The organism is Ralstonia sp. 24A2 (assembly GCF_051783885.1).
In the GTDB taxonomy this organism is placed as follows: Bacteria; Pseudomonadota; Gammaproteobacteria; order Burkholderiales; family Burkholderiaceae; genus Ralstonia.
On record NZ_JBPVZD010000001.1, the window covers coordinates 123,469 to 143,463 of the forward strand.

The 19,995-nt window shown below is 64.3% G+C and carries 21 protein-coding genes; 13 read left to right on the plus strand and 8 right to left on the minus strand.

From position 1 onward, the window contains the following. Positions 1 to 6: 6 nt before the first annotated feature. The 6 genes from ACS13N_RS00550 (at position 7) to mtgA (ending at position 6,103) form a co-directional block, all read left to right on the plus strand. Positions 7 to 639 (plus strand): YqiA/YcfP family alpha/beta fold hydrolase, encoded by a 633-nt coding sequence (locus ACS13N_RS00550; protein ID WP_438929867.1) that lies wholly within the window; start codon positions 7 to 9, stop codon positions 637 to 639. After that, complete coding sequence (locus tag ACS13N_RS00555) at positions 636 to 1,214, plus strand: chorismate--pyruvate lyase family protein (protein ID WP_438929868.1); 579 nt, start codon at positions 636 to 638, stop codon at positions 1,212 to 1,214. Before ACS13N_RS00550 ends, ACS13N_RS00555 begins: the two co-directional genes overlap by 4 nt. A 157-nt stretch (positions 1,215 to 1,371) precedes the next feature. Then, positions 1,372 to 3,477 (plus strand): ribonuclease catalytic domain-containing protein, encoded by a 2,106-nt coding sequence (locus ACS13N_RS00560; RefSeq protein ID WP_438929869.1) that lies wholly within the window; start codon positions 1,372 to 1,374, stop codon positions 3,475 to 3,477. A 54-nt stretch (positions 3,478 to 3,531) separates the two neighbouring features. After that, entirely contained in the window at positions 3,532 to 4,446 is a 915-nt protein-coding gene (locus ACS13N_RS00565) for an energy transducer TonB family protein (protein ID WP_021196034.1), read from the plus strand. 11 nt (positions 4,447 to 4,457) lie between these two features. Then, entirely contained in the window at positions 4,458 to 5,375 is a 918-nt protein-coding gene (gene aroE / locus ACS13N_RS00570) for a shikimate dehydrogenase (protein WP_438929870.1), read from the plus strand. 23 nt (positions 5,376 to 5,398) lie between these two features. After that, complete coding sequence (gene mtgA / locus ACS13N_RS00575) at positions 5,399 to 6,103, plus strand: monofunctional biosynthetic peptidoglycan transglycosylase (protein WP_104657250.1); 705 nt, start codon at positions 5,399 to 5,401, stop codon at positions 6,101 to 6,103. Positions 6,104 to 6,116: 13 nt separating this feature from the next. Here mtgA and corA read toward each other — a convergent pair whose 3' ends face one another. Next, positions 6,117 to 7,079 carry a magnesium/cobalt transporter CorA gene (gene corA, locus ACS13N_RS00580; RefSeq protein ID WP_048933081.1) on the minus strand — a complete coding sequence of 321 codons (963 nt, stop codon included), beginning with the start codon at positions 7,077 to 7,079 and terminating at the stop codon, positions 6,117 to 6,119. 212 nt (positions 7,080 to 7,291) lie between these two features. On the opposite strand from corA, the gene pyrF reads away from it, so the two are divergent. Together pyrF and ACS13N_RS00590 are read left to right on the plus strand one after the other, a co-directional pair. Next, positions 7,292 to 8,107 carry an orotidine-5'-phosphate decarboxylase gene (pyrF, locus tag ACS13N_RS00585; protein WP_021196030.1) on the plus strand — a complete coding sequence of 272 codons (816 nt, stop codon included), beginning with the start codon at positions 7,292 to 7,294 and terminating at the stop codon, positions 8,105 to 8,107. A gap of 52 nt (positions 8,108 to 8,159) precedes the next feature. Further along, the gene (locus tag ACS13N_RS00590; protein WP_082170145.1) at positions 8,160 to 8,363 is read left to right on the plus strand and encodes a metal transporter; all 204 of its coding nucleotides are present in this window, start codon (positions 8,160 to 8,162) and stop codon (positions 8,361 to 8,363) included. Between the two features lie 9 nt (positions 8,364 to 8,372). Here the strand turns inward: ACS13N_RS00590 and ACS13N_RS00595 are convergent, their stop codons facing one another. From ACS13N_RS00595 to thiL, 3 genes are read right to left on the minus strand one after another with little or no spacing between them, the layout of a single operon-like run. After that, on the minus strand, positions 8,373 to 8,873 hold the full coding sequence (locus ACS13N_RS00595) for a CinA family protein (protein WP_438929871.1): 501 nt from the start codon (positions 8,871 to 8,873) through the stop codon (positions 8,373 to 8,375). A 33-nt stretch (positions 8,874 to 8,906) separates the two neighbouring features. Next, positions 8,907 to 9,485 (minus strand): phosphatidylglycerophosphatase A family protein, encoded by a 579-nt coding sequence (locus ACS13N_RS00600; protein ID WP_438929872.1) that lies wholly within the window; start codon positions 9,483 to 9,485, stop codon positions 8,907 to 8,909. After that, positions 9,482 to 10,489 (minus strand): thiamine-phosphate kinase, encoded by a 1,008-nt coding sequence (gene thiL / locus ACS13N_RS00605; protein WP_438929873.1) that lies wholly within the window; start codon positions 10,487 to 10,489, stop codon positions 9,482 to 9,484. Before thiL ends, ACS13N_RS00600 begins: the two co-directional genes overlap by 4 nt. A 240-nt stretch (positions 10,490 to 10,729) precedes the next feature. On the opposite strand from thiL, the gene ACS13N_RS00610 reads away from it, so the two are divergent. The 3 genes from ACS13N_RS00610 (at position 10,730) to ACS13N_RS00620 (ending at position 14,595) form a co-directional block, all read left to right on the plus strand. After that, complete coding sequence (locus tag ACS13N_RS00610) at positions 10,730 to 13,075, plus strand: NADP-dependent malic enzyme (RefSeq protein WP_438929874.1); 2,346 nt, start codon at positions 10,730 to 10,732, stop codon at positions 13,073 to 13,075. A gap of 477 nt (positions 13,076 to 13,552) precedes the next feature. Beyond that, positions 13,553 to 13,984 (plus strand): ribonuclease, encoded by a 432-nt coding sequence (locus ACS13N_RS00615; RefSeq protein ID WP_438930582.1) that lies wholly within the window; start codon positions 13,553 to 13,555, stop codon positions 13,982 to 13,984. Then, on the plus strand, positions 13,981 to 14,595 hold the full coding sequence (locus ACS13N_RS00620; protein ID WP_438929875.1) for a barstar family protein: 615 nt from the start codon (positions 13,981 to 13,983) through the stop codon (positions 14,593 to 14,595). Before ACS13N_RS00615 ends, ACS13N_RS00620 begins: the two co-directional genes overlap by 4 nt. An 85-nt stretch (positions 14,596 to 14,680) precedes the next feature. On the opposite strand, the gene ACS13N_RS00625 is transcribed toward ACS13N_RS00620, so the two are convergent. From ACS13N_RS00625 to gcvA, 4 genes are all read right to left on the minus strand, one after another. After that, positions 14,681 to 15,298, minus strand: coding sequence for a YidB family protein (locus ACS13N_RS00625; RefSeq protein ID WP_438929876.1), 618 nt, complete (start codon positions 15,296 to 15,298; stop codon positions 14,681 to 14,683). A gap of 83 nt (positions 15,299 to 15,381) precedes the next feature. Then, on the minus strand, positions 15,382 to 16,131 hold the full coding sequence (locus ACS13N_RS00630) for a 16S rRNA (uracil(1498)-N(3))-methyltransferase (protein WP_438929877.1): 750 nt from the start codon (positions 16,129 to 16,131) through the stop codon (positions 15,382 to 15,384). Positions 16,132 to 16,170: 39 nt separating this feature from the next. Then, entirely contained in the window at positions 16,171 to 16,593 is a 423-nt protein-coding gene (locus tag ACS13N_RS00635) for a VOC family protein (RefSeq protein WP_438929878.1), read from the minus strand. A 79-nt stretch (positions 16,594 to 16,672) separates the two neighbouring features. Continuing rightward, the gene (gcvA, locus tag ACS13N_RS00640) at positions 16,673 to 17,599 is read right to left on the minus strand and encodes a transcriptional regulator GcvA (RefSeq protein WP_438929879.1); all 927 of its coding nucleotides are present in this window, start codon (positions 17,597 to 17,599) and stop codon (positions 16,673 to 16,675) included. Positions 17,600 to 17,774: 175 nt separating this feature from the next. On the opposite strand from gcvA, the gene ACS13N_RS00645 reads away from it, so the two are divergent. Further along, positions 17,775 to 18,839: a porin gene (locus tag ACS13N_RS00645; protein ID WP_438929880.1), complete on the plus strand. Its 1,065-nt coding sequence runs from the start codon at positions 17,775 to 17,777 to the stop codon at positions 18,837 to 18,839. A 41-nt stretch (positions 18,840 to 18,880) separates the two neighbouring features. Continuing rightward, positions 18,881 to 19,900 (plus strand): 2-dehydro-3-deoxygalactonokinase, encoded by a 1,020-nt coding sequence (locus tag ACS13N_RS00650; protein WP_438929881.1) that lies wholly within the window; start codon positions 18,881 to 18,883, stop codon positions 19,898 to 19,900. Positions 19,901 to 19,995 lie beyond the last annotated feature (95 nt).

Below are 19,995 nucleotides of genomic sequence, written 5' to 3' on the forward strand. Positions count from 1 at the left end.
TCAGATATGCAGGCTTCCATCGTCTATCTGCACGGATTCCGCTCGTCGCCGCGCTCGTTCAAGGCGCAGATGCTGGGCAAGCGGCTGGCCTCGGTCGGGCGGGCGGATCTGTATGTCTGTCCGATGCTGCCCGTCTCGCCGCGCGAGGCGATGGCTGAAGTTGAGGCATTGATCGCTGACTTGAGTACGCGCGATGGCGCAAAGCCGGTGCTGATCGGCTCATCGCTGGGCGGCTATTACGCCACCTGGCTGGCTGAGCGCCACGGCTTGCGTGCCGCGATGCTGAATCCAGCCACGCGTCCGGAGCGGGATCTGGCCAAGTACGTTGGTGAACAGCCGCTCTGGCACGGCGGCGGCACGATCCGCGTCGAGCCGCATCACCTGGATGAGCTGCGCGCGCTGGCCGTGCCTGCGATTACGCAGCCTGCGCGGTACTACCTTCTGGCCTCGACCGGTGATGAGGTGCTCGACTACCGCGAGATGCTCGCCCACTTCCCGGGCGCCGCCACCCGCGTGATCGACGGCAGCGACCACGGCATCAGCGATTTCGCGCAATATATGGACGAAGTGCTCGTCTTCTGCGGCCTTCCCGCCGACTTGTTGGCTGCGCACCCGTTTGACGGCAGCGCGTCCGCATGACCGAATCCCCGTCGTACCCGCGCAGCCTGTGGCGTAGCGCGTTGCCGCCGGCCGTCGTGTACGACCGCCATTGGGCACTGTGGGCGGTGGGTGCAAATTCGCTGACGGCGCGCCTGCGTGCGGCGTCCTCCACGTTTCGGGTGCAACTCCTGGGCCAGAAACGGGCGATGCCGTTGCGTGACGAATGGCGCTGCCTTGGCATGGCGGGCCCCGCTGAGACGCTGGCACGCGAGGTTTTGCTGATCTGCGACGACATCCCCGTCGTCTACGCGCACACCATCGTGCACCCGCGCAGCGTGGCGCTGGACTGGCCATTCCTGAAAGCGTTGGGCACGCAGCCGCTCGGGCATTCGCTGTTTGCGGACCCACGTGTCGCCCGGGGCGATTTTGAGTTTGCCTTGCTCGACACGCGTCACCCGCTGGTGCGCCGCGCGCACCGTGCGTTGGATGATGCACCCATCACTGGTGTCGAGCGCCTGCCGGCGCGGCGTTCCGTGTTCCGGCGCGGGGCGAGCGCGATGCTGGTGACGGAGGTGTTCTTGCCGGCACTGGCAGGGTTCAAGCCGCCAAGGTAGGCGCGAAGTTGGCGTATTTTCGGCGGTTCGGACGCCGTCTCAGTGCGGTATCATCGCCCCCAACTTTTTGTCGCCGTGCACTGGTTTTCTGACATCCGAGCGCACGGTCAGTCCATCTCATTCAAAGCGGCGCTCCCGTCGCAATCCAGACATATCCATGCAGTTGCTGTTTGAAGAAGGCGGCGAGATCCGCGCAGGCACCGTTTTGTCCCAACAGGGCGAGGCCTACCAGGTCGAGCTGCCGAGCGCCAAGCGCACCAAGGTCAAGTCGCGCGATGTGTTGCTGCAGTTTGCCCAGCCGTCGGCCGGTGAACTGTCGAAGGCCGCGCACGCACTGTCGACGGACATCGATCTGGATTTCCTCTGGGAATGCGCACCAGTTGACGAGTTTGGCTTTACCGACCTGGCCGGCGAGTACTTCGGCGCGGGCGCAGATGCCACGCAACAGGCCGCGCTGGCGATTGCGCTGCATGGCTCGCCTATCTACTTCCGCCGCAAGGGCCGTGGCCGCTACCAGCGCGCGCCCGAAGACCAGCTCAAGGCGGCGCTCGCTGCCGTGGAGCGCAAGAAGCAGCAGGCCGCTTTGCAGGCCGAGTACGAAGCCGAACTGAAGGCGATGCGCTTGCCCGAATCGTTCCGTGGCAAGACGCTGCAACTGCTGTTCAAGCCCGACAAGAACAGCCTCGAGTTCAAGGCGCTCGACGCGGCGTGCACGGCGCTGGGACTTTCGCCGATGCGACTCATGGTTGCCGTGGGCGGCATCGCCAACGCACGTGCGCTGCACGAGGCACGCTTCCTGTCGGAGTGCTTCCCGAAGGGCACCGGCTTCCCGGACGTGTCCGTGCCGGAGCCGACGCTCGAATTGCCTGCCGCCGACGTGCGCGCCTTCTCGATCGATGACGTGACCACCACGGAAATCGACGACGCCATCTCCGTCACCCCCATTGACGATGCCACCGTGCGCATCGGCATCCACATCGCGGCGCCGGGTTTCGGTATCCAGCGCGGCGATGCGCTGGACGCGATTGCGCGCCAGCGTCTGTCGACCGTGTACTTCCCGGGCGACAAGATCACGATGCTGCCGGAATCGGTGGTCGATCGTTACACGCTGCAGGAAGGGCGCGCGTGCCCGGCGCTGTCGTTGTACGCAACGGTGGACCGCGCCACGTGGACGGTCACCGCCAGCGAGACGCGCTGCGAATCCGTGACGGTGGCCGCCAACCTGCGCCACAACCTGCTCGACGACGTGATCACCGCCGAAGCGCTGGCCGATGGTTCGGGCGACTACCCGTTCAAGGCCGAGTTGGCTGTGCTGTGGCCGTTTGCGTGCGCGCTGTACGACGGCCGTCAGCAGGCGCGTATCGCCAGCGGCCTCAAGCCCGAGGGCGCGCAGAAGGGCGACTACTCGTTCTATATCGACCCGATTCCCGAAGCCGAAGGCGGTGGCGAGCGCGTCCGTATTGAACAACGCAAGCGCGGCTCGCCGCTGGACAAGATCGTCGCCGAGATGATGATCCTGGCCAACAGCACCTGGGGCCGCATGCTGGCCGACGCCGGTGTGCCGGGCATCTACCGCACGCAGAAGGCGTGGGGCATGCATCGCACACGCATGCAGACGTACCCCGCGCCGCACGAAGGCCTGGGCGTGGCGCAATACGCGTGGAGCACGTCGCCGCTGCGCCGCTATGTCGACCTGGTCAACCAGTGGCAGATCGCAGCGGTGGCACAGCACGGCGTGACCGCCAAGCTGATCGCCCCGTTCAAGCCGAAAGACGCCGACCTGCTGGCCGCCGTGGCCGACTTTGAAGGCACCTACGCCGCCTATGCCGACCACCAGTCGACCATGGAGCGCTACTGGTGCCTGCGCTGGCTCAAGCAGGAAAACCGCACGCGCATGCAGGCCGTGGTGCTCAAGGAAGGCGCCGTGCGCTTTGCCGAGATTCCGCTGGTGACCAAGGTGCCTGAGCTGGCACAGACCGCGCGTGGCACGCATGTGGTGCTCGACATTCTCGACACCGACGAGATCAGCCTGGAAGTGTCGTGCCGCGTGGTGGAAGTGCTTGCCCCGGCTGCCGATGCAGAGGCCGAAGCCGCGGCAATCGAAGAAGAACTGGCCGAAGCGGAAGCCGCTGCTGCCGAGGTGGATGCGCCGGCTGAACCACAACCGGCCGCTGATGGGGAAGAGGCCCGTGCGGAAGCTGATCCCGCTGTGGCGCCGCCGCCGCAGGACGGTGAGAGCGGTGGAACGCCTGCCGCTGCCTAACTACAATCGCAGTCTGACTTTCCTCTCGCGCGTTACCTTAGGAATTACCCCCCCATGGCCGCCCTCGCAAACCGTCCGGACTGGTCCGGCAGCAGCACGCTCACCAAGGCATTGGTGGTGTCGCTTGCCGTGCATGTCCTGCTGCTGTTCGTGCGCGTGGTGGCGCCCGAGGCCTTCGACATCAAGCGCGATGATCCGGGGCTGGACGTGGTGCTGGTCAACGCCAAGTCGTCCACCGCGCCGGCCAAGGCAACGGCGGTGGCGCAGGTCAACCTGAACGGCGGCGGCGAGTTCGATCAGCAGCGCGCCACCACGCCGCTACCTGCTGATACCAACGAGCAGACCGGCGATGCCATCAAGCTCACGCAGCGCCGTGTCGAATTCCTTGAGCAGGAACAGCGCCGACTGCTGACGCAGTCGAAAGACCGCGCGCCGATGGTGAACGATCGCCAGGTCAAACCGGGGGAGCGCCCGGTGCCGTCGCCCACCAACGGCACGGACGACCGCACCACGCAGGATGAAATAGCTCGCCTGCAGGCCGAGATCGATCGCAACCTCGAGAACTACGCCAAGCGCCCACGCCGCAACGTGCTGACCGCCGCCAGCGCACGCCAGGTGGATTACGCCCGCTACTACGATGCCGTGCGCCGCAAGATCGAGGTGCGCGGCACGGCCAACTTCCCGAGCCAGAATGGCCGCCCGCTGTATGGTGAGTTGATCCTCGTGATCAGCATCAACCGCGAGGGCCAGCTCGGCTACAACCAGGACGGCTACAAGATCGAAGGCATCGAGATCGCCAAGAGCTCGGGCAACCCGGCACTGGATCGCCAGGCGGTGGCCATCGTGCGGTCGTCCGCGCCGTTTGGCGGCTTCCCGGCGGAGATGCGCAAGCGCGTCGACATCCAGGATGTGGTCGCCACCTTCAAGTTCACCCGCGCGGGCCTGGAAACTCACCTGCAGACCCGCTGAGGTCGTTGTTTATGCCGTCGTCGTTTCAAGAGGCCATCCTCGCAGCCGTCAATGCGCCGCCCACAGACCGCTATGGCGTGATCGGCAACCCGATCTCGCACAGCAAGTCGCCTACCATCCACGCCGCGTTTGCGCAGCAGACCGGCGAACTCGTTCGCTACGACCGCATCTACGCCGAGCTGATCGCGTTTGAAGAAACCGTGCTCACCTTCGTGCGAGAAGGCGGGAAGGGGCTCAACGTGACGGTGCCGTTCAAGCTCGATGCGTATTCCATGTCGACATCGTTGTCGCTGCGGGCCGAATCGGCCGGTGCGGTCAACACGCTCAAGTTCGACGGCGACGAAATCTTTGGCGACAACACCGACGGCGTCGGCCTGATGCGCGACATCACGCACAACATCGGTAATTCGCTCGAGGGCGAGCGTGTGCTGCTGCTGGGCGCGGGCGGCGCGGCGCGTGGCGTGCTGCTGCCGCTGCTGGAACACAAGCCGTCGCGCGTGTTCATCGCCAACCGCACGGCCGATCGCGCCAACATGCTGGTCGATCGTTTCGAGATTTCGGCCAAGCTGCACGACGCGGAACTGGTGGGCGGTGGCTATGAAGAGCTCGCTGTCGATGACGTATTCGACGTCATCATCAACGCCACGGCCAGCAGTCTGCAGGGAGGGGTGCCGCCGATTCCGGGCACCGTGTTCGGCCCGAACGCGCTGGCCTACGACATGATGTACGCCGCACAGCCGACGCTGTTCATGCAGTTTGCCAAGCGCTACGACGCCCGCACCTGGGACGGCCTGGGCATGCTGGTCGAGCAGGCGGCGGAATCGTTCTTCGTCTGGCGCGGTGTGCGCCCCGACACCGCGCCTGTGCTGCTTGGCATGCGTGAAGCGCTGCAGGGCGAGGCCGTCGTGGCTGCCCGCGCGCGTCGCTGAAAGCCGGCCCAGGAGCACGCACGATGATGCGCTGGCTCGGCTACGTGATCGGTTGCTTCGTGGCAGGCGTGGTTGCACTCAATCTGTACTTCTTTGCTGCCATTGCGAGCTGGCAGACGTTCGATCCGTCTTCTACCGCCTTCATGCGCGCCGAGCGCATGCGCCTGTGCGGTGCCAATGTCTTCACCTGCAAGGTCGACCACCGTTGGGTCGACTACGACCAGATCTCGCGCAACCTCAAGCGCGCGGTCATCGCCAGCGAAGATGCCGACTTCGTCTCGCACAACGGCTGGGAAGTCGACGCCATGCTCGACGCCTGGGAGAAGAACAAGCGGCGCGGCCACGTGGTGGCTGGTGGCTCGACCATCACGCAGCAGTTGGCGAAGAACCTGTTTCTCTCGGGTGAGCGCCACTACCTGCGCAAGGGCGAAGAGCTGGCCATCACTTGGATGCTCGAGTTCTGGCTCGATAAGGAGCGCATCCTGGAGATTTACCTGAACTCAGTGGAGTGGGGCGAAGGCGTGTTCGGTGCAGAAGCTGCTGCACAGCATTACTTCAAGCGCCCGGCATCGCAGTTGACGGTGGGTCAGGCCGCCCGTCTGGCTGCCGCGTTGCCCGCGCCCAAGTGCTTCGACAAGAAAAGCTACTGCGCCAACGTGCACGTGAACTTCACGCGCAAGGCCACCATCATCGCCAACCGGATGGGCTCGGCCACGCTGCCGGATTGAGTGCGCGGGCGGCTTACTTGAGCCAGCCCTTGCGCCGGAAGTACACCAGCGGAATCGCCGCCGACACGATCATCATCACGATCGCGTACGGATACCCCTCGGCCCAGTCCAACTCTGGCATCACCTTGAAGTTCATGCCGTAGATCGAAGCGATCAGCGTGGGCGGCATCAGCGCCACCGACACCACCGAGAACAGCTTGATGATCTTGTTCTGGTTGATGTTGATGAAGCCGACCGTGGCGTCCATCAAGAAGTTGACCTTGTCCGACAGGAACGCCGTGTGGTTTTCGATGGAGTCGATGTCGCGCAGCACCTGGCGCGCTTCATCCTGCTGATCGGTCGAGAGCAACTGGCTGCGCAGCAGGAACGACACCGCGCGGCGCGTATCCATCACGTTGCGGCGGATGCGGCCGTTCAAGTCTTCCACGCGTGCGATGATCTCCAGCACATCGGCGGCGGCGGCGTCCGTCACCTCGTCGGCCAGCACACGTTTGCTGGCGTCTTCCAGGCGCTCGTAGACCTCTTCGATGGAGTCCGCCGAGTATTCCGCGTCGGTGGCGTACAGGTCCATCAGCACGTCCTTCGCGTTGCGTACCGAACCCGGGCGCAACCGCGCACGCATGCGCACGAGGCGGAAGGCGGGCAGATCTTCGTCGTGAATGGAGAAGAGCACATCCTTGGTCATCACGAAGGCCACGCGCACGTTGCGCGAGGTGGTTTCTTCGTCGAGCAGGAAGTCAGTGCGGATGTGGATGTGGCCGTCTTCGCCCTCAAAGTAACGGGCGGATGCTTCCAGGTCCCCTAATTGCTCCAGTTCGGGCAGGACCACGCCATAGGCTTCCTTGATCCAGGCAAGCTCTTCGTCGTCGGGGTCGATTACGTCGATCCAGATCGGCTTGTGCTGCAGCAATTCGCTGCGTTCTTCGACCTGTTCTTGCGCGAGACGGCCTTTTTGCACGACGAACAGGTTGATCATGGAGGTTCCTTGAAGCGGGTGTTGAACGGGCAGGGCGAAAAATCGCGCCGAGTGTAGCGTAAAGATGCAGCAGGTTCAGCCACAAACAGTGGCTTGGCGTGCACGCGTCGGATCAATGCCACGTCCGGAAGATCGGGCCGCCGGATCGCCCGACGGGTAAAATGCGGTGAAGTTAAGCGGCAGTCCGGCCGCGCCCTCACATTCCCGACATCATGCGATTTACCGAACAACTGGCTGCCGCCTGGCAGCGCAACAATTCCCTGCTGTGCGTCGGGCTCGACCCCGATCCAGCGCGCCTGCCGGCGTCGCTTACCGGTACGGGCGGGGCGATCTTCTCGTTCTGTCGCGCCATTGTCGATGCCACGGCGGATCTGGTTTGCGCGTTCAAGCCGCAGATCGCCTATTTCGCCTCGCAGCGCGCCGAAGACCAACTCGAGCAACTCATCAACTACATCCACGAGGCGTATCCGGGCATCCCGGTCATCCTCGACGCCAAGCGCGGTGATATCGGCTCCACCGCTGAGCACTACGCCAAGGAAGCCTTCGAGCGCTATCAGGCCGACGCCATCACCGTCAGCCCCTACATGGGTTTCGATTCGATGCAGCCGTACCTCGCGCACGCCGACAAGGGCGTGATCGTGCTGTGCCGCACCTCCAATGCGGGCGGCAGCGACGTGCAGTTTCTGGAAACCGGCAGCCGCCCGGTCTACCAAGTCGTCGCTGAGCGCGCGCGCAATGTGTGGAACACCAGCGGCCAGATGGGCCTAGTGGTGGGTGCGACCTTCCCGCAAGAGATTGCCAAGGTGCGCGAGATCGTCGGCGACATGCCGCTACTGATTCCGGGCATTGGCGCCCAGGGCGGTGACATTGAGGCCACCGTGCGCGCGGGTCGCACTGCAGATGGCACCGGCATGATGATCAACTCGTCGCGCGCCATTTTGTACGCCAGCAGCGACAGCGATTTCGCCGATGCTGCCCGCAAGGTTGCAGAAGCAACGCGCGACCAGATCAACCAGTACCGCAACTGACCTGCCTCACGACACGGTGGCGGTCCGGTTGCCCGGTTTAGGTGAGGACACCATGACCACGCATTCCCAGCACCCCGTCACCGGCCTGCGCCGCGAGGAAGAGGGCAAGGATCCGGACCGCAAGTTTGAGAAGGAACGCGACGACGGCCACGAACACGATCGTGACCGCCGTCGTGAACATGACCATGAGCACCAGCCGGAGCACGAGCACGAAGAGCGCCACCGGCCGGATCACCCGAGCGAAGCCCGGGTCTAGGTCCAGGGATTAGGACTCCGCAGAGTCCAGAAAGTCGAGCAGGCCCCGCAGCGCGTGCTCGGCGGCTTGCAGGCGTACCTGCTTGCGGTCGCCCTTGAAGTGGCGTGTTTCCACACGTGTCTCCAGGCGGTTGCTCCAGCCAAAGCACACCATGCCGACGGGCTTGTCGGGCGTGCCGCCGGTCGGGCCCGCCACGCCGGTAATCGCCACGGCCACTTGCGCGCGGCTGTTGAGCACCGCACCTTCAGCCATTGCATGCGCCACCGGCTCGCTCACCGCGCCATGTTCGCGGATCAGCGCGGCCGGCACCCCCAGCATCTGCGATTTCGCCTCGTTGGAGTACGTGATGAAGCCGCGCTCGAACCACGCGGACGAACCCGACACATCGGTAATAGCGGCGGACACCAGCCCGCCCGTGCACGACTCGGCGGTCGCTATCATCAGGCTGCGCTTGTGCAGCGTGTCGCCGACCAGTTCGGCCAGTTGGGCCAGGGCGCGGGATTCAGCCATTGCAATACCTTCGAGGCGTCAAGACTTCAAACGTCAGAACGAGCGCCACAGCGCAAACACGAGCAGCGTATAGAACGCGGCCAGGATGTCGTCGACCATCACGCCGTAGCCGCCGCGCACGCCAAAGCCTTTGAGCGTGCGGTCGTAGTAGCGGATGGGCGCCGGCTTGACCATGTCAAAGAAACGGAACAGCAGGAACGCCCCAAACTGCCCGCCCAGCGTGGTCGGCGTGACGAACGCCAGCACCAGCCAGAAGGCGACCATCTCATCCCACACCATCGCACCGTGGTCGGCCACGCCCAGGTCACGCGCCGTACGGGCACATGCCCAGATGCCGATCACGAAACCGACGGCGGCAATCAACAGCCAGGTCGGTCCGGCGATCCAGCGTGCCAGGACAACGTAGATCAGCCACGCGTACAGCGTCCCCATCGTGCCCGGCAGGACGGGCGACAGGCCCGAGCCGAAGCCCAGCGCCAGGATGCGTGCCGGATGGCCGAGCATGAAGCGTGCGGTCGGGCGGCGGACTTGAGCGGTTTGCCCGGCTTCGAGCGTCACGGTCTCAGGTTGGCCCGGCGGGTTGGAGGGCGGAAAGGGGGCAGAAGACATCATGATGCGGATGAGAAATGATCGAAGCTGCCGTGCGTAAAGGTGACCGGCGCACCCTGTGCATCAACAAGTCGTAGGCCGGATTCGGCATCGATGCGACCGATGCGTGTAACGGCAACCCCCGCGCGTTGGCCAGCTGCGAGCACGGCGTCGCGCGCCTCGGCGGGCGCGGTAAAGCAGAGTTCGTAGTCATCGCCGCCGGCTAACGTGCATTGCAACTGGCGTGCGGCCGGTTGCGCGGCGAGCGTGGTGGAGCGCGGTACGCGATCGACCTCGATGGTGGCGCCAACGCGCGATTGCGTCAGGATATGGCCCAGATCACCGAGCAAGCCGTCGGACACGTCGAGCGCCGCATGCGCGATGCCGCGCAATGCCAACCCAAGTGCGATGCGCGGTGTGGGCATGTCCATGCGCGGCTGCACCTGGGCGAGTGCCTCGGGCGTGAGCGGCCATTCGGCACGCAGCGCACCCAGCGCGAGTCGTGCATCGCCGACGGTGCCGGACACCCATAGGTCGTCGCCAGCGCGGGCAGCGTCGCGGCGTAACGCCGCAGCGGCAGGTACATCGCCGAAAACGGTCAAACTGAGCGTGAGCGGCCCGCGTGTGGTGTCGCCGCCGATCAACTCGCAGTGAAAGGCATCTGCCAGCGCCAGCAGGCCTTCGGAAAACGGCTTGAGCCAGGCTGCATTGGCTTCCGGCAACGCCACGGCCAGCGTGAACGCGCGCGGTTCGGCGCCCATGGCGGCCAGATCGGACAGGTTGACAGCCAGCGCTTTGTGTCCGAGTGCTTTTGGCTCCGCATCGGCAAAGAAGTGACGACCGGCGACCAGCATGTCGGTGGAAATCGCTAATTCATGGCCGGGGCGGGCGCCGAGCAGGGCGCAGTCGTCGCCGACACCCAGAATCGCCTGTCGGGCCGGTCGCGTGAAATAACGGCGGATCAACCCGAATTCGGACAGTTCAGTAGCGTGATCAGCGGAGTTGGCGGAGGCAGCGGGCTTGGGCACGGCAGCGGCAATGGTAGAAAGAGGGCAAGCCCGATGGTGCCGTGGTAGGGCGGTGGAATATTGTAGCGGTTAGGCACAGCACTCCCACCCAAAATCCCGTTGTGAGATCGCTTTTCACTATATAAAATGACGGGCCCAAGGAGGCGGACCGCAGTACCGTGACCCTCATGTGGTTTCTCGGTGGCCCGCTAGATGCGACGGTCGACGCTTGCGCCGACCACCCATGACGAGAGACACCCCATGACCACGGTGGATACCCAGCCTCAACAGCCCGCCCGCACGGACGAAGAACTCAAGGCGCAGCAACGCGCCGCCCTGCGTAAAGCCGCGCTGGAGTATCACGAGTTTCCGACCCCGGGCAAGATTTCCGTCACGCCGACCAAGCCGCTGTCGAACCAGCGCGACCTGGCCCTGGCGTACTCCCCCGGCGTGGCCGCGGCGTGCGAAGAGATCGTCGAAGACGTTGCCAACTCCTTCCGCTACACCGCGCGCGGCAACCTTGTCGGCGTAGTGACCAACGGCACCGCCGTGCTCGGCCTGGGCGATATTGGCCCGGAAGCCTCGAAGCCGGTCATGGAAGGCAAGGCTGGCCTGTTCAAGAAATTCGCTGGTATCGATGTGTTTGACATCGAGATCAACGAAAAAGACCCGCAGAAGCTGGTCGATATCATCGCCTCGCTGGAGCCGACCTTCGGCGGTATCAACCTGGAAGACATCAAGGCACCGGAGTGCTTCTTCGTCGAGCGCGAACTGCGCAAGCGCATGAAGATCCCCGTCTTCCACGATGACCAGCACGGCACGGCCATCGTCGTGGGCGCGGGCATCACCAACGCGCTCAAGGTGGTCGGCAAGGACATCAAGAAGGTCAAGCTGGTGGCGTCGGGCGCGGGCGCCGCGGCGCTGGCTTGCCTGGACTTGCTGGTCGACCTGGGCCTGCCGCGTGAACACATCTGGGTGACGGACTTGGCCGGTGTGGTCTACGAAGGCCGTACCGAACTGATGGACCCGGACAAGGCGCACTTCGCACAGAAGACTGATCTGCGCACGCTGGCTGAAGTCATCGACGGCGCCGACATTTTCCTGGGCTTGTCCGCTGCGGGCGTGCTCAAGCAGGACATGGTCAAGAAGATGGCCGACAAGCCGATCATCTTCGCGCTGGCCAACCCGAACCCGGAAATCTTGCCGGAGCTGGCCAAGGAGGTGCGCCCGGACGTCATCATGGGCACCGGCCGCACCGATTACCCCAACCAGGTCAACAACGTCCTGTGCTTCCCGTTCATCTTCCGCGGCGCGCTGGATGTGGGCGCGACCACCATCACGCGTGAGATGGAAGTCGCCGCCGTGCATGCCGTGGCGGAACTGGCCCGCCAGGAACAGAGCGACATCGTCGCCTCGGCCTACGGCATCCAAGATCTGTCATTCGGCCCCGAATACCTGATCCCGAAGCCCTTCGACCCGCGCCTGATCGTCAAGATCGCGCCGGCCGTGGCGCAGGCGGCCATGCTCTCGGGCGTGGCACAGCGCCCGATCGAGGACATGGACGCCTACCGCCAGCATCTGCAGCAGTTCGTGTACCACTCGGGCACGCTGATGAAGCCGATCTTCTCCGCCGCCCGCAAGGTACCGATGGAGAACAAGCGCATCGTCTTTGCCGAGGGTGAAGAAGAGCGCGTGCTGCGTGCCGTGCAGATCGTCGTCGACGAAAAGCTCGCTAGCCCCATCCTAGTCGGCCGCCCGGGCGTGATCGCCCACCGCATCGAGCGCTTCGGCCTGCGCCTGCGCGAAGGCGTTGACTTCACCCTGGTCAACCCCGAGCACGACGAGCGCTTCCGCGAATACTGGGAGACGTACTACAAGCTGATGGCACGCAAGGGCGTCACGCCCCAGTACGCCAAGCTGGAAATGCGCCGCCGCTCCACGTTGATCGCTGCCCTCATGATCCACAAGGGCGATGCCGACGGCATGATCTGCGGCACGGTCAGCAACACCGCCGCGCATCTGCGCTACATCGATCAGGTCATCGGTGGTACGAACTGCGTGTATGCCGCCATGAACGGCCTGGTGCTGCCGGGCCGCCAGATCTTCCTGACAGACACGCACGTCAACGTCGACCCGACCGCCGAGCAGCTCGCCGAGATCACCATCATGGCCGCTGAGGAACTGTGCCGTTTCGGCATCAAGCCGAAGGTCGCGCTGATGTCGCACTCGAATTTCGGCTCGTCGGAAGCGCCTTCGGCAGTCAAGATGCGCGAAACGCTCGCCATCCTGCGCGAACGTGCGCCGAATCTGGAAGTCGACGGCGAAATGCACGGCGATGCCGCGCTCGATGAGAAGCTGCGCGATTCGTTGGTGCCGGACTCGACGCTCAAGGGCGAGGCCAACCTGCTGGTCATGCCCAACATTGATGCTGCGAACATCGCCTACAACCTGCTGAAGACGGCTGCCGGCAATAACATCGCCATCGGCCCGATCCTGCTGGGTGCCAAGAAGCCGGTGCACATCCTGACGCCGTCGGCCACGGTACGACGCATTCTCAACATGACGGCGCTGACCGTTGTGGACGCCGCCGCAGAAGCGCAGCGTTAATTCCGCACTGCACGAAAAGGGAGCGCACGATACTGCGCTCCCTTTTTTTTGTTCGCTAAGTTTGCGTGCGCTTACATTTGTGCAACGTTAGCTCTGTCTTCAAAATCCCCTTCAAACATTGACCGCCGGTTGATTGTTGTTATCGATGAGCGTACCCTTACGGGCTGAAGGGGTGCTTCTGAGCACATGAGGCCTGCACCGGGCCGGACGGGTGTAGAAAAGCGGTTTTCCGACCACACGTCTGACCGGGTTTGCCTCATTCTGGTGCGCGCAATTGGATGGTTTTGCAGGCGGAAGGATTCCCCAAGTCTTCGGCAGTCGCCCGACTTGTCATTCTCCCCCCTGCGAGCCTCTCAAGCATTGAGCCGCTTCGCTTTCAACTGCAAACCGGCCGTCTGGCATGATCTGGCGGCCACCTGCGCTTGTGACCTGTGCCGAGCTGTCTGCTTGGCGCGATTCTCCCGTTAGGGCTTGCTGATGACCAAGCGACTTGGAGCGTGGATTGGCTGCTCCGTATCTCAGGCAGTAGCGCGTGGCGCGCTGGCGGCGACGCTCGCGTTGGCCGTGGCCGGTCTGCCGGCCAGCGCCATGGCACGGGATACGACCGGGTTAGCGGTCGCCGCGGGAACCATTCGCGCAGCGGATATGCCCAACGAGGCGCAGCGCACATTTGCACTGATCGAGCAGGGCGGTCCTTTCCCGTATGCGAAAGATGGCAGCACGTTCGGCAACTATGAACGACGTTTGCCTGCGCAGCGGCGTGGCTACTACCGTGAGTACACAGTCAAGACGCGCGGCGCGCGCAACCGGGGCGCCAAGCGCATCATTTGCGGTGGCGACCAGCAAGCGGCCAACGACTGCTACTACACGGAAGATCACTACAACAGTTTTCAACGGATACAGCGATGACGACCAACATGTTTGGGCTGGACGACTCGCTCACCGCACGCGATGAGCGCGTGGCCCGCGAAGCGTGGCACAAGGCGCAAAATCTGTACGACGGCGTGGTGGGGATGCAATCCCTGAGCGCGCGCGTTGGGGGCGCGGCGGCAAAACCGCAGCAGAACATCATGACACAGGACATCACCAAGACGGACGACGACGGAGGTCGCGAAGACGCCATGAACCTGTTCAAGACGGTGCGTCCGAATATCGTGCAGTCGATTCGCGCGTTCCGCGTGGCGGATCTGGCGGAATCTGCGGCCAGCCTGGGCCAGCACTTCCTGTATGCCAATTGCGCGGCGGCGACTACCAAGAGCGAAGTGCTTGATGTGATCGCACGCGAGTTTCTGTTCCCGAAACACTTCGGCAAGAACTTCGATGCACTGGCCGATTGCCTGACCGACATGATCTACAAGGCCGGCCCGCAGCCGGGTTTCGTGATCGTGCTGGAGGGCCTGCCGTGCCAGCCCAAGTTCGACAAGGAAGCACGCGAGGTGCTGCTGGACGTGTTCCGTGACGCTGCCGAGTTCTGGGGCGAGCGCAAGGTGCAGTTCCGCGTGTTCTACTCGTTCGCGTGAACTTGAACTGATTCAGCGCTGGTTGATCGGCGTTGCTATAAAAAAGCCCGCAGATGCGGGCTTTTTTGCTTTCTTGCGATGACGCTCAGGCCGCAGGCAGCGTGCCTTGCGGCGTCAGGTGGTTCACGGCTTCCGGCAGGCCCTCGGCCAGCTGGTTGGCGAGGTCGCTTTCGTTGATGCCGAAAGTGGAGGCCAGTTTCGAGACTTCCTCCAGTGCGCCCGTGCCGCTCAGGGCTTGCGTGATCTGCTCGCCGGAGACGGGCAGATTCTGGCCGTTGCCGATCCACGATTTGACCTGTTCGCCCAGGCCAGCCTGTTCCAGGATCTGCTGCAGCGGGCCGAGGCCGGCCGGTGCCGCCGCGTCGACTGCCGCTGCGTGATCCGCATTGCCGCCACCCAGCAGACCGCCGAGCAGGCCGCCCAGGCCACCCGTACCGCCTGCGCCACCCAGCAGGCTGCCGAGTGCACCGGCGCCGCCGGCTGCGCCGAGCAGACTACCCAGGCCGCCCAGCGAACCGAGCAGACTGCCGCCCTGATCGGCCTGTGGTGCTGCATCGCCGGCGCCCTGTGCGTTGCCGCCGCGCTTCATTGCCAGATAGGCCAGCACGCCCACGGCCAGCAGCACCTTCTTGTTGCCCAGCAGGGACGATTGGCCGCCGCTGGCGTCACCGCCGCCGCCGAGGATCGAATCGAGTAGACCCATGATGAAGCTCCTTTGATTGATGGCGGGAAAGGGGATTGGGCCCGCCGGGTGGGATCAAACGGTCAATCTGTAGTCGTCAACACTCAGAACTCGCCGAGCACGGCGTGCAGCGCGGATATTGCGACCAGCGCCGCCGACTCCGTTCTCAGAATACGTCGCCCGAGTGTCAGTGGTAAGAAACCGGCACTTTCGGCCAGCGCCTCTTCGTCGGGCGAGAGGCCGCCTTCGGGGCCGATCAGCAATTCGACGCCAGTGTTCTCGATGCGCTCGCGCGATTGCGCGGCCCATTGCGTGAGCGGTTGTGTGCCGCGCGGCGACAGCAAGACGCGCGGCGTGTCCGTCGACTTGGCCGTCGCCAGCCACTCGCGCAGCGTGGCAACAGGCGCGACAGCCGGCACGCGTGCGCGACCACACTGTTCGCACGCGGCCTGCACAAGCGCTTGCCAGTGCTGCACGCGCTTGGCGGCGCGCTCGCCGGACAGGCGCACCACGCCACGTTCGGTTTGCAGCGGGGCGATGGCGTGTACGCCCAGTTCGACCGCTTTTTCGATCAGCCAGTCCATCTTGTCGCCGCCGGCAATGCCTTGCGCGAGCGTGATGTTGTAGCGCGCTTCGGTGTCGGAGCGCGTGGACCCAGCGAGGCTGGCAGTCGCATCGCGTTTGTTGATGGCATCGAGCCGCGCGTGGAATTCGTGGCCAGAGCCATCAAACAGGCAGACCTCGTCGCCGATGGCCAGGCGCAGCACGTGGATGTGGCGCGTGACGGCTTCAGACAGGGTGACGGCGGTGTGCGGGGCGAGCGGTGTGTCGACGTAAAAGCGGGGAAGCCCCATTGAAGCAATCCTTGTGATGATCCGGGCCAGGCGAAGCCATCAGCCTTCGGTGGTCGGGCGGCAGGCGAGGCCCCAGCGGTAGCCGTCGGGGTCGCGCACGGCGGCATAGCGTTCGCACCAGAAGGCGTCGTGCGGTGCCATGATGGACGTGGCGCCCTGGTCCAACGCACGCTGGTAGGCGGCGTCCACGTCTTCGCAGTACAGGTGAAAACTCTGCGGGCATTCGAAGCCGGCGGCTGCCGGGGCTTTGGCGGTGGAGCCGAATGCGCCTTCGGGCGCGAACATCAGCATCAGTTCGCCCTGGTAGGTCATCTCGACGTGGATGGGGAGGCCATGATCGTGTACCTCGTCCTGCACGTCAAAGCCAAAGGCATTGCGATAGAAAGCGATGGCGGCCGATGCGTCATGCACGGTCAGGTACGGGACGAGCCACGGAGTATTGGCGGGGCGGGGGAAGCTCATGGTGTTGCTCCTGCAGCCGGTGCAAGATGACCTCGGACGACTAGTGTAGAGCGCCTGCAACGCCACAATCAAAAAGAAATCAAAACACCTCGCCCGGCATCTGCTGGTTGCGCGCGCGGCCGCCGCTGCGTGCGACTTCATCTGCAAGCCATTGGCGGAACAGGGCGAAGCCCGGATGTTCCACCGCCTCGTGCGGATGGATCAAGTAGTACGACAGGCGCAATGACGCCTCCGTCGCCAGCGGCCGCACGAGGCGCCCGGCCGCGATGTCGTATTCGACGAGGATGCCCTGGCCAAGTGCCACACCCTGACCATCAATGGCCGCCTGCAGCGCCATCAGCGCTTCGGAGAAGGCCGGCCCACGCGTGGCGTTGATCTGGCGCACGCCGACTTCATCGAGCCATTGCTGCCACGTCGGGTGATGCGCGAGATGGCGCCCGCCGCGCTCGTGCAGCAGCGTGTGTGCGGCCAGGTCCTGCGGCATGCGAATCGCCTGCTGCAGCGCGGCGTTGCACACGGGGAAGAAGTCGGTGGAGGTGAACCACTCGACGTGCAGGTTGGGTGCGTTGACCTGGCGGTCGTCGATGCAGAGGTCGAACTGGCCGTGGTCCTGCACATCGGCGGTGGAGACCTCGACGCGCACATGCGGATGCTGGTTGAAGAAGCGATACAGACGCGGCACCAGCCACTTGGCGCCGAAGGTTGGCGGCACCGCCACGCGCAGCGGGGCGTCGGCGGTGTCCATCAGCAGGTCGGTGGCTTGCTCGATCGCGCGCAGGGCGTCACGCACGCGGGGCAGGTAGTTGTCGCCGGCATCGGTCAGCGCGAGCTGGTTGTTGCGGCGAATGAACAGCTTTTTACCCAGATGATCTTCGAGCTGCTTGACCTGGTGGCTGACCGCGGCATTGGTCACGCACAGCTCGTCGGCGGCCCGACTGAAGCTCAGGTTGCGGCCCGCGACTTCAAAGACGCGCAATGCATTGAGGGGAGGAAGGCGCCGTGCCATGCGTTCTCGTTAAGAAAAATTTAACGTCTCGCGAAGAATTTGTAGTTTGCCACGTTAAGGCCCGGGCGACTACAAATGCGCCTGGGGACGGCGCGAGCTACGACTCGGTTTGCACAAGCGATCTCAATCACGCGAACCAGCCGGACCCCACTACAAAAACATCACAGGAGACGTCATGAATCGAACCACCGTTGTTCGCGGGATGCTGGCGTGCGGGTTTGCGCTGGCGGGCTGGGCCGCCCCAGCCCTCGCACAAACCAGTGTCACGCTGTATGGCCGTGTCGCCAGCGGCATCGACTACCAGAACAACGTCGCTCCCACGGCGACTTCCCCCGGCGGCAGCCTTTGGCGCGCCGCGGACAACCAGTGGGGGACCAGCATGTTCGGGTTCATGGGCAAGGAGGATCTGGGCGGTGGCACGCAGGCCGTCTTCCGCTTGGAGTCCGGCTTTGGCGCTGCCAAGGGTAAAACCAACGGTGACGCACTCTTCAACCGTCGTTCCTACGTCGGCCTGTCAAACTCGACCTACGGCACGCTGACCGTGGGCAAGAACCTTTTCATCAGCAACGACGTCTGGTTCCTCGACCCGACCGGCCAGCAGTTCATCGGCTCGGCCACGCTGGTGCGCGGTCGCAACTGGCCTGGCGCCAACAACATCGTCGAATACCAGAGCCCGACCTGGGGCGGCTTCCAGATCGGTCTGCAGACCGGGCTGGGCGAACAGCCGGGCTCATTCAAGAACAGCCGCCGGGACGGCGTATCTGCCGTCTACACCGCAGGGCCGGTGGAAGTACGCGCGATCTACGACGTGATTCGCGATGGCAATGGCAAGTTCAGCGACCTCTTCAACTTCTCGAAGGAAGCGACGGTAGGCGGTACCTACACGATCGGCAAGGCGAAGCTGTTCGCGGTGTACGAAAACCTGTCTGCACCGGATGCCCCGGTCGGCGCACCCACCAAGGCCAACCACTATTGGCTGGGCGTGAACTATGAGCTCACACCGGCGCTGACGCTGATCGGTGCCGCCTACCGCATCAACGTGAACAACGGCGGCGGCAACGCCAACCTGTTCATGCTGGGTGCGAACTACAACCTCTCGAAGCGCACGATGCTGTACGCCAGCGTCGGCACGGTGCAGAACAGCGCCACCGCCAATTTCTCGGTGGAGGCGACCAACAACAACCCGGCGCCGGGTAAGAACCAACTGGGTGCCTATACGGGTGTCGTCCACTCGTTCTGACCCTGGGCCATGTCCTTCGTAACACCCAAGCAATGCCACGCATGAACATCCTCACCATCGATACCGGTACCACCAACACGCGCGTCACGGTCTGGCGTGATGACGTTGCACTCTGCCAGGCCGCGCGCCAGGTCGGGGTGCGCGACACCGCCATCACCGGCAACAAGACGACGCTGCAGCGCGGCGTGCAGGACACCGTCGAAGCCGCGCTGCAGAAGGCCGGCCTCGTCATCAACCAGGTCGACCTCGTGCTGGCGTCCGGCATGATCACCTCCAACGTCGGCCTGCACGAAGTGCCGCACCTGGTGGCGCCGGCTGGTCTGCGCGATCTGGCCGCCGGCATGGTGCAGGCGAGCATCCCCGAGGTGTGCGCCCAGCCGATCTGGTTTGTGCCGGGCGTACGCAATCCGGTGGACAACCTCGGCCTGCACAACATCGAGTCGATGGACATGATGCGCGGCGAAGAGGTCGAGACGATGGGCCTGGTCTCGCGCCTCGGCATTACCGAACCGGCGGTGATCGTGCTGCCGGGCTCGCACTCGAAGTTCGTGCATCTGGATGCCGACCAGCGCATCACCGGTTGCGTGACCACGCTCGCTGGCGAGCTGTTGCACGTGATCACGCACAACACCATCCTGGCGGATTCGGTGGATTCCGACTTTGCCAGCGAGGTCGATCCGGAGATGTTGCTGGCCGGCGCGCGCAGCGCTAGCAGCATCGGGCTGGGGCGTGCCTGCTTCATGGTGCGTACGCTGGGCCAGTTCACGATCTACGAGCGCAACGCGCGGGCCAACTTCCTGCTGGGCGCGGTGCTGGGCGCGGACTTGCTCACGCTCAAGAACAGCAGCGCGATCCGCATGAACCCGGGCACGCAGTTCGTCATCACCGGCAAGCCGCTGCTGCGCGAAGCGCTGGCCGTGCTGGTGTCGGACGACGATTTTTTCTCGGGCAAGGTCACCGTTACCAGTAGTGAACAGCAGGAACACCTGGCCGGCAGCGGCGCGATTGCCATCGCACGCGAGCGCGGTCTGGTGAAGACGTTGAAGGTGGCGCAAGCCTAGTGCTGGCGAGGCCAAGCTGACTTATCCACAACGGTTATCCACAGTAGTTGTCCACAGTAGTTGTCCACAGCGGTTATCCACAGCAAAACAGGTGT

Bases quoted from the DNA above. Each gene is read 5' to 3' on its own strand.
- ACS13N_RS00550 (WP_438929867.1), top strand. From the start codon at position 7: ATGCAGGCTTCCATCGTCTATCTGCACGGATTCCGCTCGTCGCCGCGC.
- ACS13N_RS00555 (WP_438929868.1), top strand. From the start codon at position 636: ATGACCGAATCCCCGTCGTACCCGCGCAGCCTGTGGCGTAGCGCGTTG.
- ACS13N_RS00560 (WP_438929869.1), top strand. From the start codon at position 1,372: ATGCAGTTGCTGTTTGAAGAAGGCGGCGAGATCCGCGCAGGCACCGTT.
- ACS13N_RS00565 (WP_021196034.1), top strand. From the start codon at position 3,532: ATGGCCGCCCTCGCAAACCGTCCGGACTGGTCCGGCAGCAGCACGCTC.
- aroE (WP_438929870.1), top strand. From the start codon at position 4,458: ATGCCGTCGTCGTTTCAAGAGGCCATCCTCGCAGCCGTCAATGCGCCG.
- mtgA (WP_104657250.1), top strand. From the start codon at position 5,399: ATGATGCGCTGGCTCGGCTACGTGATCGGTTGCTTCGTGGCAGGCGTG.
- corA (WP_048933081.1), bottom strand. From the start codon at position 7,079: ATGATCAACCTGTTCGTCGTGCAAAAAGGCCGTCTCGCGCAAGAACAG.
- pyrF (WP_021196030.1), top strand. From the start codon at position 7,292: ATGCGATTTACCGAACAACTGGCTGCCGCCTGGCAGCGCAACAATTCC.
- ACS13N_RS00590 (WP_082170145.1), top strand. From the start codon at position 8,160: ATGACCACGCATTCCCAGCACCCCGTCACCGGCCTGCGCCGCGAGGAA.
- ACS13N_RS00595 (WP_438929871.1), bottom strand. From the start codon at position 8,873: ATGGCTGAATCCCGCGCCCTGGCCCAACTGGCCGAACTGGTCGGCGAC.
- ACS13N_RS00600 (WP_438929872.1), bottom strand. From the start codon at position 9,485: ATGATGTCTTCTGCCCCCTTTCCGCCCTCCAACCCGCCGGGCCAACCT.
- ACS13N_RS00610 (WP_438929874.1), top strand. From the start codon at position 10,730: ATGACCACGGTGGATACCCAGCCTCAACAGCCCGCCCGCACGGACGAA.
- ACS13N_RS00615 (WP_438930582.1), top strand. From the start codon at position 13,553: ATGACCAAGCGACTTGGAGCGTGGATTGGCTGCTCCGTATCTCAGGCA.
- ACS13N_RS00620 (WP_438929875.1), top strand. From the start codon at position 13,981: ATGACGACCAACATGTTTGGGCTGGACGACTCGCTCACCGCACGCGAT.
- ACS13N_RS00625 (WP_438929876.1), bottom strand. From the start codon at position 15,298: ATGGGTCTACTCGATTCGATCCTCGGCGGCGGCGGTGACGCCAGCGGC.
- ACS13N_RS00630 (WP_438929877.1), bottom strand. From the start codon at position 16,131: ATGGGGCTTCCCCGCTTTTACGTCGACACACCGCTCGCCCCGCACACC.
- ACS13N_RS00635 (WP_438929878.1), bottom strand. From the start codon at position 16,593: ATGAGCTTCCCCCGCCCCGCCAATACTCCGTGGCTCGTCCCGTACCTG.
- gcvA (WP_438929879.1), bottom strand. From the start codon at position 17,599: ATGGCACGGCGCCTTCCTCCCCTCAATGCATTGCGCGTCTTTGAAGTC.
- ACS13N_RS00645 (WP_438929880.1), top strand. From the start codon at position 17,775: ATGAATCGAACCACCGTTGTTCGCGGGATGCTGGCGTGCGGGTTTGCG.
- ACS13N_RS00650 (WP_438929881.1), top strand. From the start codon at position 18,881: ATGAACATCCTCACCATCGATACCGGTACCACCAACACGCGCGTCACG.